Here is a 13020-nt window from a genome sequence, read left to right on the forward strand (position 1 = left end):
CGGAACGATCGTTACAGGGGTGTTTCCGCCGCGAGCACGGGCCGTCCGGCCAGCTGCCCCTCGACGCCGACCACACCGCCGTCCGCCGTGGCGATGCGACGGCCGCGGAGCCAGGTCTCGGTGACGCTGCCGCGCACGCGGAGCCCGTCGAACGCGGACACCGGGTTACGGTGCTCGAGCCCGGCGACGTCGACGACGGACTCGGCGGACGGGTCGAACACGGCGAAGTGCGCCAGGGCACCGGGAGCGATCACCCCGCGGTCGCGCAGCCCGACCAGGGCGGCCGGACCGGTCGTGAACAGCGGCAACAGCGCCTCGAGCGGGATCCCTCGGCGCTCGGCCTCGGTCCACACCGCCCGGAACCCGACCTGCAGGCCGGCGACCCCGCCCCAGGCCAGACCCCAGTCGTCGGTCTTCAGGTCGGCGGTGGAGGGCGAGTGGTCCGACACGACGAGGTCGATCGTGCCGTCGAGCACGCCCGCCCACAGCGCGTCGCGGTTGGCGTCGTCGCGGATCGGTGGGCAGCACTTGTAGGCGGTCGCACCGTCCGGGATCGTGCCCGCCTCGAACGACAGGTAGTGCGGGCAGGTCTCGACCGTGATCCGGACGCCGTCGTCCTTCGCGGCACGGAGCATCGGCAGCGCACCCGCGTCGGACAGGTGCAGCACGTGCACCCGCGCACCGGTCGCCCGCGCGCCGTCGATGACCTGCGCGATCGCGGACCGTTCGGCGGCGACGGGCCGGGTGGCCAGGAAGTCGGCGTACCGGCCACCGAGCGCCCGGTGCGGCACGAGGTGCTCCGGGTCTTCGGCGTGCACGATCAGCAGGGCGTCGATCCGGGCGACCTCGGCGATCGCGGCTCGGAGTTGCTCGGGGTCGAGGTGCGGGAACTCGTCGACACCGCTCGGCGCCGTGAAGCACTTGAACCCGAAGACGCCGGCATCGTGCAGGGTGTCGAGCGACCCGAGACTCGCGGGGACCGCGCCGCCCCAGAACCCGACGTCGACCGCCACCCGGCCCTCGGCACTCGCACGCTTGACGGCGAGCGCGTCGACCGTGGTCGTCGCGGGGATCGAGTTGAGCGGCATGTCCACGATCGTGGTGACCCCGCCCATCGCAGCTGCCCGGGTCGCGGACGCGAAGCCCTCCCACTCGGTGCGGCCGGGCTCGTTGACGTGCACGTGGGTGTCGACGAGTCCGGGGAGCAGCACCTGCCCGTCCGGCACGGTGTGGTCCTGCACGGCGTCGACGACCGCGTCGACGGGCAGGACCCCGGTGATGCGGCCGTCGTGGACGACGACCACGGCCGGGCGGAACGTGCCGTCGACCCAGGCTCGCTGCGCGCGGACGACCAGGTCCGCCGTGTCGCCCGGCGCAAGGCCCGTCATGCGCCCGCCCCGGCCGTCGCGACCTGTGCCGGGTGGCGTTCGAAGCCCGCCAGCAGCCCCGACATCGCCTTCACCGGCGGCAGGGCGTACTCGCCGCGCTTGCCCGTGGACAACCCGAGCCGGACGAGCGACTCCGCCAGGACCGTGGCCGCCGCGACACCGTCGACGACCGGTGCCCCGATCGCCAGCGAGACCTCGGCGCAGAAGTCGGCCATGCCCGCGCACCCGAGCACGACGGCGTCGGCTCCCCCGTCGATGACCGCTCGGCACTCCTCGATCACGAGCGCACGGGCACCGGACTCGGGGTCGTCGAGCTCGAGCACCGGGACCTCGCACGCCCGGACCTCCGTGACGAGCGGGGCGAAGCCGTAGCGCTGGGCGAGCTCGTGGGCGCGGCCGGTCGTGCGCGCCAGGGTGGTGACGACACCGAACCGGCGGCCGAGCATCGCGGCGGCGTGGAACCCGGCCTCGGCGATCCCGATCACCGGCACCGTCGCGAGCTCCCGCGCGGCGTCGAGCCCCGGGTCCCCGAAGCAGGCCACGACGAAGGCGTCCACCCCGTCCTGCTCGCCGCGGGCGATCTGCTCGAGCAACCCGGGCACGGCCAGAGCCTCTTCGTAGTGGCTCTCGATCGAAGCCGGCCCCATCGTGGGCTCGACCGGTTCGATCAGCGTGCCGGGAGCGGCGACGGCACGGGCGGCGACGCCGATCGCCCGCGTCATCGACGCGGTGGTGTTGGGGTTGACGACGCGGATGCGCATCGGGGTCCTTCCGGTGGAGCGAGTGGAGCCGTGGAACGGGTGACGCCGGGTGGTGACCATCGTGGCCGGGGGCGGGGCGGGCCTCCCGGCCGTGTCTCGGATCCGTGGACGACCGAGCGCCGCGACCCGCCCTGTGGAGGACGGGCGACGCCGGCGGTCAGGCGCGACCGACGGCCGCGCCGTCGTCGACGGTCGGGTCGTCCGCGTCGAGCACGGGCATGCTCGGCCGGGCACGCTCGAGCGCCCAGAAGACGACGAGACCCAGGCCGCACCCGATGAACCAGCTGTAGCTCGCCAGCCACGGCAGCACGCCCAGTGCCGGGGGCAGGACCGCGCTCGCGACCGAGACCGCGCCGGTGACCACGAGGGTCCAGATGGCGTTCGGGTTGAACCCGCCGCGGTACCAGTACCGGGCGGTGCGGCTCGTGGAGTACATGTCGTCGATCGCGATGCGCTGCTTGCCGACGATGTAGTAGCCCGCGATGAGGATGCCGAACAGCGGGCCGATCAGCGCACCGAGCACCCCGAGCGTGTACAGGATCGCCTGGTCGTTGCCGTACCAGTTCCACGGGGTGAGGAGCACCGAGCCGACCGCGGCGATCATGCCACCGGCCCGCCACGAGATCTTCCGGGGTGCCACGTTCGAGAAGTCGAACGCGGGGCTGATGAAGTTCGCCACGATGTTGATGCCGACGGTCGCGGTGACGAACGTCAGGCCGCCGAGCAGGATCGCGAACGGCGCACCGATGGCCTGCACGGTCTCGATCGGGTCGGTGATGAGCTTGCCGAACACCGGCACCGTCGCACTGGCGCAGAGCACCGTCAGGACCGAGAAGAACAGGAAGTTGATCGGCAGCCCCCAGAAGTTGCCGCGCTTGACCGCGCGGAACGACCGGCCGTAGCGCGAGAAGTCCCCGAAGTTCAGCATCGGGCCCGAGAAGTAGCTGACCACCAGGGCGACCGCCGACAGCATCACCGGGATCGATGCCCCGAAGGACAGCGGCTCGCCGACCGACAGCGTGAACGAGATGTTGCCGATGCCCGCCTGGCTGACCAGGTAGACCGCGAGCGCGATCATCACCACGTAGACCGCCGGTCCGGCCCAGTCGATGAACCGCTTGATGGCCTCCATGCCCATCCAGAACAGCGCGCCCTGCGCCACCCACAGGATCGCGTACGAGATCCACCCCAGCGCCGACAGCCCGAGGAACGAGTGGTCGAGCAGCCCCGCGGACGCCGGGATGAACTTGAGGAAGATGATGTTCAGCGACTGGGCGGCGAGGAAGGTCTGCACGCCGTACCAGGCCATCGCGATGAGGCCGCGGATGATGGCGGGGACGTTCGCGCCGAGCACCCCGAACACCGCGCGGTTGATCACCGGGTACGGCACACCGGTGCGCTGCGACGGCTTGGCGACCAGGTTGGCGAAGACCTGCACGATGAGGATGCCGACCACCAGGGCGATGAGCACCTGCCAGCTCGCGATGCCGAGGGCGAAGAGTGACCCGGCGGTGACGTAGCCGCCGACGGAGTGCACGTCGGACATCCAGAACGCGAAGAAGTTGTAGCTCGTCCAGCGCTGCTCGCGCAGCGGGGCGAGGTCCTCGTTCGTGAGCGCCGGGTCGTACCCGGGCTTGACGACACCGGCACCCGCTGGGGCGGGAGCGGCGGTCGTGGTGGGGGCGTGGGGCGCGGCGACTGGTGTCGCGATGTCGGTAGCCATGGCGTCCTCCGAGGGAGTGGGAAGGGGGGCGGTGCGGGCTTGAGCACGAAGCTACGGAGCGACTTCGCCCCCGCCGTTTCCCTCGTGTAACGGTCGTGTGTCCCGCACCCCGTCCTGGAACGACCGTTCCGGAACCGGGCAGGAGACCCGCGCTGCGGCTTGCCGCATCGATGCGCACCGACCCCGCACGGACGCCGCACGGAACCGAGCGGCGGTGACCGCCGGTGGTACGAATCGACCATGAGCAGGGGAATCAGGATCGACCACGTGGGCGTCACGGTGCCGGACATCGACGCAGCCACGCAGTTCTTCGAGGCGGCGTTCGACGCCGTCGTCCTGTACGACATGCGACGTCGTGACGAGACGCCGAACAGCAGTTCCGAGGCGCACGGCTACCTCGGCATCCCGAGCTCCATGGCGCAGGGGGCCATGCGGATGCTCGCGCTGCCGGAGGGGCCGGGGCTCGAGCTGTTCGAGTACCTGGGGCCCGAGCAGCGGAACCCCGCACACCCGTCCGACCTGGGGTGGCAGCACCTGGCGATGTACGCCGACGACCTGGACGAGACGCTCGCCCGGGTCGAGGCGGCCGGCGGTACCCGGAACTCCGACCCGCGCGACCTGCGTGGTGACGAGGCGGGGGCCGGCAACCGGTTCGTGTACACCCGCACGCCGTGGGGGTCGACGCTCGAGCTCGTCAGCTACCCGACACCGCAGCCGTACCTGGTGTACGCGCCGCGGCCGAAGTGGGCACCGTGGCCGATGCCGGACGACGTCTACCCGGTGCCGGCACCCGCCGTGCACTGACGACCGACCGCCGCACCGACCGACCGACCGACCACCCAGCCAACCGACCACCACACCGACCGACGGACCGAGCCTCAGTGCCGGGGCACCTGCCCCGTCCGCCGCACGGCCCGTTCGAGCAGTTCGACGTCGATCCCGACGTGCTGCCGGGCGATCACGCCCGCCTCGGGCGCCCGCCCCGAACACACCGCGTCCACCAGCGACTCGTGCTCGCGGAGCGCGCGGGTCTCCATCTCCGCCATGCCCTCGGCCGTGCCCCACAGGTGCGCCGGAGCGGCGATGGAGATCTGCGCCTCCAACCCGGCGAGCGCCGTCCGCAGGGCGTCGTTCCGCGCGGCGTCGATGATCGTCCGGTGCAGCACGGCGTCGGCCTGCTGCTTCTCGAGACCCGAGGTGGCGTCGCGGAACACCTCGAGCCGTGCACGGATCAGGGCGGCGTCCTCCGGGGTCACCCGTTCCGCGGCGGCCGTCGCGAGCGCTCCGTGCAGCAGCGCGATGGCGTCGGCGGTGTCCTGGATCGCCTCCCACCGGGCGAGCAGCACCCGCCCGACGGCGTCCGATGAGCTGTCCGGCCACTCGGTGCGGACGAACGTGCCACCGCCCCGGCCTCGACGGGTCTCGAGCAGCCCCCGTTCGACGAGCCGGGCGATCGCGCCCCGCACGGTGACCCGGGCGACGCCGAGCAGGCCGGCGAGTTCGCGTTCCGGCGGCAGGTTCGCGCCGGGCAGGTACTCGCCCACGGCGACGGCGGTCACGAGGCGGTCCTCGACCTCGTCGACGCGCGTCTCGGTCGCACGATCGGACACACGGACCCCCTTCGCGGTGTTACGACCACGTTAAGGCAGCAGAAAAGGTATTGCGTGGGACCTTTTTCCGCTCCATGCTGACCCCCATGTCCAGCATCACCGAATCCACGATGCCGTTCCGCGACGGCGAGACCTGGTACCGGGTCACCACGCCCGACACCCCGGTCACCGGCGCGCTGCCCCTCGTCGTCCTGCACGGCGGGCCCGGCATGGCCCACGACTACCTCCGGAACCTCGCGGCCCTGGCCGACGAGACCGGCCGGACCGTCGTCCACCACGACCAGTTCGGCTGCGGCCGGAGCAGCCACCGCCCGGACGCCCCGGTCGACACCTGGCAGCCGCAACTGTTCGTCGACGAGTACGCCGCCCTCATCGAGCACCTCGGGCTCGGCGACCACCACGTCCTCGGGCAGTCGTGGGGCGGCATGCTCGGCGCCGAGATCGCGGTGCGGCAGCCCGCTGGCCTCCGCTCGCTGGCGATCTGCAACTCCCCCGCGTCGATGCAGCTCTGGGTCGACGGCGCCGCCGAGCTCCGCGCGCAGCTGCCCGCCGACGTGCAGGACGCCCTGACCCGGCACGAGACGGCCGGCACCGTCGACGACCCCGAGTACCTGGCGGCGACGCAGGTCTTCTACGAGCGGCACGTCTGCCGCGTGGTCCCGAGCCATCCGGACTTCGTCGCCTCCGAGGAGCAGATGGAGCGCGAGCCGACGGTCTACCACACGATGAACGGCCCGAACGAGTTCCACGTCATCGGCACGATGCGCGACTGGACCATCGTCGACCGGCTCGACCGCGTCGCCGTGCCGACGCTCGTCGTCGCCGGCGAGCACGACGAGGCCACCCCCGCCACGTGGGCCCCGTTCGTCGAGCGGATCGCCGACGTCCGGCAGCACGTCCTCCCCGGCGCGAGCCACTGCTCGCACCTGGAGCAGCCGGCGGAGTTCCGCCGGGTCGTCGCGACCTTCCTGGCCGCGCACGACGACGCCTGACCCGGCCACCTTCGGTCTGGAGGCGCGGGACGGCCCCGACCCGCGCCTCCAGGCCGCAGTTCCCACCCCCACAGCCGCACCCGCCTTCCCGACGACACCACCCGCTCCCCTTCCCCCAGCACCGCCCCCTGCACCCGTCCCTCCACCCGAAACGGAACCCGACATGTCGCAGCAGCACAATGAGCTCTCCGCACAGCAGCAGCTCGAGGCCTACGGCTACAAGCAGGAGCTCAAGCGCTCCGTCTCCACCACCGACCTGCTCATCTACGGCCTGGTCTTCATGGTCCCGATCGCCCCGTGGGCGATCTTCGGGACCGTCTACAACGCCTCCAGCGGCATGGTGCCGCTGGTGTACCTCGTCGGCCTCGTCGCGATGATCTTCACCGCCCTGGCCTACGCGCAGATGGCGAAGTCGATCCCCCTCGCCGGCAGCGTGTTCTCGTACGTCGGCCGCGGCATCCACCCCACCGCTGGGTTCTTCGCCGGCTGGGCGATCCTGCTCGACTACCTGCTCGTCCCGACGCTGCTCTACGTGTTCGCCGCCGAGAGCATGGTCGGCATCTTCCCGGGCACGCCCCGCTGGCTGTGGGCGCTCGTGTTCGTCGCGATCAACACCGTCATCAACCTGGCCGGGGTGTCCTCGCTCAAGCTCGCGAACCGCATCTTCCTGCTCATCGAGCTCGTCTTCGTCGCGATCTTCGTCGTCATCGCGATCGTCGCGCTGACCGGTGGCACGATCCCCGACGCGTCGTTCGGTACCGAGCAGATCTGGGACCCCGCCAAGGTGTCGGCGCCGCTCATCGCCTCGGCCCTGTCGATCGCGGTGCTGAGCTTCCTGGGCTTCGACGGCATCTCGACGCTGTCCGAGGAGTCCACCGGCCGTCGTGGTGGAGCGGGCACGGCGATGATCCTGGCGCTCGTCATCGTGGCGTTCCTGTTCATCCTGCAGACCTGGCTCGCGTCCGCCCTGGCCGCGGGGCGGGACTCGTTCTCGGACAGCGAGGCCGGCAACGCCTTCTTCACCATCGTCGAGCAGGCCTCGTCGAGCGGCTGGGCCACCGCGTTCTTCGCCGTCAACGTGCTCGCCGTCGGCATCGCGAACGCCATGGCCGCACAGGCCGCGACGAGCCGTCTGCTCTTCTCGATGAGCCGCGACCGTCAGCTGCCCGCGTTCCTGCACAAGCTCAACGGGCGGCAGGTGCCGCAGAACGCGATCATCGTCGTCTCGGTGCTCTCCGCGATCCTGGTGCTGTTCTTCGTCGGGCAGATCGACACGATCTCGTCGCTCGTGAACTTCGGCGCGCTGTTCGGCTTCATGCTCCTGCACGTGTCCGTCTTCGTGCACCACGTCGTCAAGGGGAAGTCGCGCAACTGGCTGCTGCACCTGGTCGTGCCGCTGATCGGGTTCCTGATCATCGGGTACGTCCTGCTGAACGCCGCGGTCGAGGCGAAGGTCGGCGGGATCATCTGGCTGATCGTCGGCGCGGCCGTGTTCCTGTACTACCGACGCACCGGCCGTTCCACCGAGGTCGGCTCCGAAGCAGAACCGACGACGGAGGACGCACGATGACCCCGGACCACTTCCTGCCGAACACCCTCGGCCGCCCCGGGTTCTCGGCCGACCGGGAGCCCGTGCTGCGGGTCCGCCCCGGCACCGGCGAGACCATCGGCTTCGAGACCACCGACGCCGTCTACGCCGAACTCGACCAGCACCACGACATGGCACAGTTGCAGGCTCCGATCAACCCGGTGACCGGCCCGGTGTTCGTCGAGGGGGCAGAACCCGGCGACACCCTCGTGGTGACCATCCACGCCATCGAGCTGACCACGCACGGCTGGTCGGTGTCCCTGCCCGGCTCCGGGGCCCTGCAGCACGTTATGGGCGACCGGGTCTTCGCCCGCCGCTGCCCGATCTCGGACGGCTCGGTGCAGGTGTCCGACCGGCACCGGTTCCCCGTCCGGCCGATGATCGGGTGCATCGGGACGGCCCCGGCCGAGGGCGAGAACTCGACGATCATGCCGGCCTACCCGGAGGGCGGCAACATGGACGTCACCGAGGCCCGCCCCGGCTCGACGGTGTCCCTGCCCGTCCGGGTCCCCGGTGCACTGCTGTCGATCGGCGACATCCACGCACTCATGGCCGAGGGCGAGTCGTCGTTCGTCGCCATCGAGGCCCAGGGCACCGCGATCGTCTCCGTCGACCTGGTCAAGGGCGGTCCGGTGCTCCGCGCACCGCGCATCGAGACCGCCGACGACTGGCTGTTCGTCGGCCTCGGCGACCCCGTGCAGGAGAGCGTCCGGCGCGGGTACGAGGACGCCTTCGCGTTCCTGGTCGACGAGCACGGCTGGACCGCCGAGGACGCCTACGCGGTGCTGAGCGCGGTCGGTGACTCGAAGCTCGGTGGGCCGACCGGCTCCACCGCCCCGGACCCGTTGCACCCCTTCGCCGCCGTCGGCGCGGTCACCCTGCACCGGGTGCCGAAGTCGGTGCTGTGAGGGTTCGCTGATGCGGGTTCCCGGTACGGCAGGCGTGCCGGGAACCTGCACAGGCATGTGCAGGATGATGGGCGCATGCACGACACCATCCGCTACGTCGCGATCGGCGACAGCTTCTCGGAGGGCATCGGCGACGCCGGACCCGCTCCGTTCCCCGGCTGGACCGGACGACTCGCGAGCGCGATGGCGGGAGCCTCGGACGCCCACGTCTCGTACGCGAACCTCGCCGTCCGCGGCCGACTGCTCGCCGGGGTCCTCGACGGCCAGCTCGGGGCCGCACTCGCGCTCGACCCGGCGCCGACCCTGATCACCTTCTGCGCCGGCGGGAACGACCTGCTGCGCCCGCGCTTCGACGTGGACGCACTGATCGGGCTCGTCGAGGCCGCAGCCGACCGCGTCGAGGCCACCGGGGCCCGCCTGGCGCTCCTCAGCCCGGCCGACCCGAGCGCCCGCCTGCCCCTCGGCTCCCTGATCAACCGCCGCGGTGACGCCTGGGCCGAAGCACTCGGCACGCTCGCCCGACGCCGTGGTCTGCCGTTCGTCGACGTCTCGCGCGACCCGCACCTCGGCCGCGCGGAGTTCTGGTCGGACGACCGGCTGCACATGAACGCCACCGGGCACCAGCGCGTCGCGGACCTGGCGCTGCACGCGGTCCTCGACGGCCCCGCGCCGGTCGAACCCGCGGACGCCGGTGCCGCCCGGGCCCGCCTGGGCGAGGAACTCCGCTACTACCGCGAGTACGTCCTGCCGTGGGTGCAGCGTCGGATCACCCGCACGTCGTCGGGCGACGGGCGCTCGGCGACCTACCCGACGTGGACGCCGGTGCGCGGTCGGGACGCGTAGCCCGCGTCAGCCAGGGAGCCAGTGTCGGCCCGCTCAGCCCGCGACGTACACGCGGGTGGTGACCCCGCTCAGCGCGTGCGCGAACTCGTCGCCCGTCGCCACGAAGCCGCCCGCCTCGTACAGCCGCACCGCCCGGTCGTTGTCGCCGAGCACGTGCAGCACCACGCGGGGGTGTCCGGCAGCCCGGGCGTCGTGCACCGCCTCGGACAGCAGCGACCGTCCGACCCCGCGGGCCTGCACCCCGGGGCGCACCGCGAGCAACGACAGGTAGGCGGCGTCCGCCGGGTCCGTCGACCGCCCGGTGCCGGGTGCCGTCACGAGGACGAAGCCGTCGACCGCACCGTCCGGGCCGGGGGCCACCAACCAGGCGACGTGCTCCGCCGCGAACTTCTGCCGCGCGCGCTCCCGCACCGCCGGGTCCTCGGCGGCACCGTCGCGGGCGGCCACGGCCGCGGCCCACAGGTCGATGCAGGTGTCGGTCTCGTCCGGGGTCGCAGGACGCACGATGACGGACGACTCGATCACCCGATCAGCCTACGACCGCCCGGCTCCCGATCCTGAACGACGCCCCACGGTGCTCGTCGGGCAGCCGGTCCCCGCGGCCGTGCAGCTTCTGGCGGAGCGACCCCGACCCGTACTCCTCCGGGTAGGCCCCGCGGGCACGGAGCTCCGGGATCACGAACTCGATGACGTCCTCCCACGTGCCCGGCGTCACCGCGTACGCCAGGTTGAAGCCGTCGACGTCGGTGAGCTCCTGGATCTCCTGCAGCCGGTCGGCGATGGTCGCTCCCCCGCCGACCGCCACCGGGCCGAGTCCACCGATCGCCGTCTGCCGCGCCAGGTCGCGGATCGTCCACTTCGACCCGTCCTCCCCCGTCGCCGCCGCGATGTTCGCCGCCGCCGACTGGATCGCGTTCGACTCGACGTCACCGAGGGGCTGGTCCGGGTCCCACTGCGACAGGTCGACGCCCATCCAGCCGGAGTTGAGCACCAGCGCACCGAGCTCCGACGCGTACGACAGGTAGTCCTCGTACTTCGCCTGGGCCAGTTCGTCGGTGGCGTCCGTGATCACGGTGAGCAGCGTGTAGACGCGGGCGGCGTACCGGTCGCGACCAGCTGCCTCCAGGGCGTCCCGGACCTTCGCGACGGTCGACGCGAGCTGCTCGAGCGTCGGTGCGCCCACGAAGACGGCTTCCGCGTTCTCCGCGGCGAAGCGGATGCCGCGCGGTGACGCGCCCGCCTGGTAGATGACGGGCGTGCGCTGCACGGACGGCTCGGACAGGTGGATGCCGGGCACGTCGAAGTGCGTACCGTGGTGCTCGATCGGGTGCACCTTCGCCGGGTCCGTGAAGACCCCGGCTTCGCGGTCGGCGACGACCGCGTCGTCCTCCCACGAGCCCTCCCACAGCTTGTAGAGGACCTCGAGGTACTCGTCCGCCACGTCGTACCGGTCGTCGTGCGACAGCTGGTCGGTCTGGCCCATGTTCCGTGCGGCACTCGGCAGGTACCCGGTGACGACGTTCCAGCCGACCCGGCCCTTGGTCAGGTGGTCGAGCGTCGACATGCGTCGGGCGAACGGGTACGGGTGCTCGTACGCGGTGCCGGCCGTGATGCCGAAGCCCAGGTGCTCGGTCACCGACGCCATCGCCGACACGAGCAGGATCGGGTCGTTCACCGGCACCTGCGACCCGGTGCGGAGCGCGGCCTCGTTCGAGCCGCCGTACACGTCGTAGGTGCCCAGGACGTCGGCGATGAAGATGCCGTCGAACGCCCCGCGCTCGAGCGTCTTCGCCAGGCCGGTCCAGTAGGTCAGGTCGCGGTAGTCCCGCGACCGGTCGCGGGGTGCCGCCACAGTCCGGAGGACTGGTGCGCGACGCAGTTCATGTCGAACGCGTTGAAGCGGATCTGCCGGTGCTCGCTGCTGGTGGTCACGGGTCGAGACGCTACGTCGGAGACCTTGGACGGTCACGGATCGTGACGAAGCGTGACGGTCGGCGCCGGCAACTGCCTGGAGGCGCGACCCACGCCCGCCCCGCCGCCCACGTCGGACGCGGGGCCGGCTCCAGGGCTCAGGCGCGGTCGTGGAGCGTGACGTGGTAACCGTCGGGGTCGGCGAACGTGAACGTCCGACCGAACGGACCGTCGATCGGCGCCGAGACGATCCGGTGTCCGTCGGCGACCAGCGCGTCGTGGATCGCCTGCACGTCCGTCGCGTGCAGCCAGATCGCGGCGCCGACGCCGGGCTGCGCCACCGTGTCGAGGTCCGTGCCGGGCACCAGGTCGCGCAGGGCGAAGGCGATCGGCGTGGTCTCGAACACGACGGCGTGCGGCGGGCCGGCCTCGGAGCGGACGAGACCGAGGTACCGCTCGTAGAACGCCTGCGAGGCATCGAGGTCGCGGGTCTGCAGGGAGATGAAGTCGGGGCCGGTGACGGGCATGTGGTGCTCCTTGGGTATGTGTCAGTCTTCTGACACGGGACAAGCTATGTCAGACTACTGACATGCGTCAAGACGACACCGGCATCCACCTCGAGACGTCGATCGGCTACCTGCTCAAGGAGACCGCGAGCGCCCTCCGCGCGTCGATGGAGGCCGTGCTGCGCCCACTCGGCATGACGGTGACGCACTACTCCTGCCTCGAACTGCTCGCACAGCGCCCCGGCCTGTCGAACTCCGAACTCGCGCGGGGCACCTTCGTCACCCGACAGTCGATGAACGTGCTGCTGCAGGCCCTGGAGCGGGACGGCTTCGTCACCCGCGCCACCGAGCCGTCGGCCGGCAAGGCACTCCCCACGCAGCTCACCGACAGCGGGCGTCGGAGCCTGGCGCAGGCGAGTGCGGCGATCCGCGGCGTCGAGCAGCGGATGCTCGGCGGTCTGACCATCGTCCAGCAGACCGAGGCCCGCCGGATCCTGCGGAGCATGGTCACGGCGCTCCGCAGTCAGGGCTGATCGCGCCGGGCCCGCCATCTGGATGTTGTGTTTCGCTCACCCTTCCGGCGCGTCCGTTTCGCCAGACTGATGTTCCACATTGATGCTTCTCCTCGTCGACCACGAGGAAGAGGACATCATGACGACACTGAAGCGCCCACTCATCCGGACGAGCCAGCTCGCGTTGGCACTCGCAGCCTTCGGCAGCGCCCTCGGCGAGCGCTGCCACCAGCACCGAGGGCCCTCCCGATGTTCGTTCAGCGTCGTCGGCGGGTAGC

Annotated in this window: 13 protein-coding genes and 1 pseudogene; 7 read left to right on the forward strand and 7 right to left on the reverse strand. The window is 71.5% G+C overall.

Features of this window, described 5'->3' with window-relative positions; all coding sequences use genetic code 11:
• Positions 1-11 precede the first annotated feature (11 nt).
• The 3 genes from allB to ACZZ9K_RS06050 all read right to left on the reverse strand — a co-directional run bounded on the left by allB (position 12) and on the right by ACZZ9K_RS06050 (position 3872).
• On the reverse strand, positions 12-1388 hold the full coding sequence (allB, locus tag ACZZ9K_RS06040; RefSeq protein WP_463443556.1) for an allantoinase AllB: 1377 nt from the start codon (positions 1386-1388) through the stop codon (positions 12-14).
• Complete coding sequence (locus ACZZ9K_RS06045) at positions 1385-2149, reverse strand: aspartate/glutamate racemase family protein (protein WP_463443557.1); 765 nt, start codon at positions 2147-2149, stop codon at positions 1385-1387. Before ACZZ9K_RS06045 ends, allB begins: the two co-directional genes overlap by 4 nt.
• A 157-nt stretch (positions 2150-2306) precedes the next feature.
• Positions 2307-3872, reverse strand: coding sequence for an NCS1 family nucleobase:cation symporter-1 (locus ACZZ9K_RS06050; RefSeq protein ID WP_035808813.1), 1566 nt, complete (start codon positions 3870-3872; stop codon positions 2307-2309).
• 240 nt (positions 3873-4112) lie between these two features.
• On the opposite strand from ACZZ9K_RS06050, the gene ACZZ9K_RS06055 reads away from it, so the two are divergent.
• Complete coding sequence (locus ACZZ9K_RS06055) at positions 4113-4676, forward strand: VOC family protein (RefSeq protein WP_463443558.1); 564 nt, start codon at positions 4113-4115, stop codon at positions 4674-4676.
• A 74-nt stretch (positions 4677-4750) separates the two neighbouring features.
• Here ACZZ9K_RS06055 and ACZZ9K_RS06060 read toward each other — a convergent pair whose 3' ends face one another.
• Entirely contained in the window at positions 4751-5482 is a 732-nt protein-coding gene (locus tag ACZZ9K_RS06060; RefSeq protein WP_035808810.1) for a FadR/GntR family transcriptional regulator, read from the reverse strand.
• Positions 5483-5568: 86 nt separating this feature from the next.
• On the opposite strand from ACZZ9K_RS06060, the gene ACZZ9K_RS06065 reads away from it, so the two are divergent.
• The 4 genes from ACZZ9K_RS06065 (at position 5569) to ACZZ9K_RS06080 (ending at position 9813) form a co-directional block, all read left to right on the forward strand.
• Entirely contained in the window at positions 5569-6474 is a 906-nt protein-coding gene (locus tag ACZZ9K_RS06065) for a proline iminopeptidase-family hydrolase (protein WP_463443559.1), read from the forward strand.
• Between the two features lie 163 nt (positions 6475-6637).
• Positions 6638-8044, forward strand: a complete 1407-nt coding sequence (locus ACZZ9K_RS06070) for an APC family permease (protein WP_463443560.1) — start codon at positions 6638-6640, stop codon at positions 8042-8044.
• Complete coding sequence (locus tag ACZZ9K_RS06075) at positions 8041-8970, forward strand: acetamidase/formamidase family protein (RefSeq protein WP_071247644.1); 930 nt, start codon at positions 8041-8043, stop codon at positions 8968-8970. Before ACZZ9K_RS06070 ends, ACZZ9K_RS06075 begins: the two co-directional genes overlap by 4 nt.
• A gap of 75 nt (positions 8971-9045) precedes the next feature.
• Positions 9046-9813, forward strand: a complete 768-nt coding sequence (locus tag ACZZ9K_RS06080; RefSeq protein WP_232536507.1) for an SGNH/GDSL hydrolase family protein — start codon at positions 9046-9048, stop codon at positions 9811-9813.
• Between the two features lie 33 nt (positions 9814-9846).
• On the opposite strand, the gene ACZZ9K_RS06085 is transcribed toward ACZZ9K_RS06080, so the two are convergent.
• The 3 genes and pseudogenes from ACZZ9K_RS06085 to ACZZ9K_RS06095 form a co-directional block, all read right to left on the reverse strand.
• Positions 9847-10338, reverse strand: coding sequence for a GNAT family N-acetyltransferase (locus ACZZ9K_RS06085; protein ID WP_463443561.1), 492 nt, complete (start codon positions 10336-10338; stop codon positions 9847-9849).
• A gap of 4 nt (positions 10339-10342) precedes the next feature.
• Positions 10343-11697, reverse strand: a pseudogene (locus ACZZ9K_RS06090) (LLM class flavin-dependent oxidoreductase).
• A 185-nt stretch (positions 11698-11882) separates the two neighbouring features.
• Complete coding sequence (locus ACZZ9K_RS06095; protein ID WP_463443562.1) at positions 11883-12251, reverse strand: VOC family protein; 369 nt, start codon at positions 12249-12251, stop codon at positions 11883-11885.
• A 62-nt stretch (positions 12252-12313) separates the two neighbouring features.
• Here ACZZ9K_RS06095 and ACZZ9K_RS06100 point away from each other — a divergent pair, with 62 nt between their 5' ends.
• Together ACZZ9K_RS06100 and ACZZ9K_RS06105 are read left to right on the forward strand one after the other, a co-directional pair.
• Positions 12314-12763: a MarR family winged helix-turn-helix transcriptional regulator gene (locus ACZZ9K_RS06100; protein ID WP_463443563.1), complete on the forward strand. Its 450-nt coding sequence runs from the start codon at positions 12314-12316 to the stop codon at positions 12761-12763.
• 82 nt (positions 12764-12845) lie between these two features.
• Positions 12846-13019: a hypothetical protein gene (locus tag ACZZ9K_RS06105; protein ID WP_463443564.1), complete on the forward strand. Its 174-nt coding sequence runs from the start codon at positions 12846-12848 to the stop codon at positions 13017-13019.
• The last annotated feature ends 1 nt before the right edge of the window (position 13020 follow it).

The sequence above is a fragment of the Curtobacterium sp. AC268 genome (genome assembly GCF_979258745.1).

Excerpts from the sequence above, each read along its gene's own strand:
- allB (WP_463443556.1), bottom strand. The coding sequence starts at position 1,388 with ATGACGGGCCTTGCGCCGGGCGACACGGCGGACCTGGTCGTCCGCGCG.
- ACZZ9K_RS06045 (WP_463443557.1), bottom strand. The coding sequence starts at position 2,149 with ATGCGCATCCGCGTCGTCAACCCCAACACCACCGCGTCGATGACGCGG.
- ACZZ9K_RS06050 (WP_035808813.1), bottom strand. The coding sequence starts at position 3,872 with ATGGCTACCGACATCGCGACACCAGTCGCCGCGCCCCACGCCCCCACC.
- ACZZ9K_RS06055 (WP_463443558.1), top strand. The coding sequence starts at position 4,113 with ATGAGCAGGGGAATCAGGATCGACCACGTGGGCGTCACGGTGCCGGAC.
- ACZZ9K_RS06065 (WP_463443559.1), top strand. The coding sequence starts at position 5,569 with ATGTCCAGCATCACCGAATCCACGATGCCGTTCCGCGACGGCGAGACC.
- ACZZ9K_RS06070 (WP_463443560.1), top strand. The coding sequence starts at position 6,638 with ATGTCGCAGCAGCACAATGAGCTCTCCGCACAGCAGCAGCTCGAGGCC.
- ACZZ9K_RS06075 (WP_071247644.1), top strand. The coding sequence starts at position 8,041 with ATGACCCCGGACCACTTCCTGCCGAACACCCTCGGCCGCCCCGGGTTC.
- ACZZ9K_RS06080 (WP_232536507.1), top strand. The coding sequence starts at position 9,046 with ATGCACGACACCATCCGCTACGTCGCGATCGGCGACAGCTTCTCGGAG.
- ACZZ9K_RS06095 (WP_463443562.1), bottom strand. The coding sequence starts at position 12,251 with ATGCCCGTCACCGGCCCCGACTTCATCTCCCTGCAGACCCGCGACCTC.
- ACZZ9K_RS06100 (WP_463443563.1), top strand. The coding sequence starts at position 12,314 with ATGCGTCAAGACGACACCGGCATCCACCTCGAGACGTCGATCGGCTAC.
- ACZZ9K_RS06105 (WP_463443564.1), top strand. The coding sequence starts at position 12,846 with ATGCTTCTCCTCGTCGACCACGAGGAAGAGGACATCATGACGACACTG.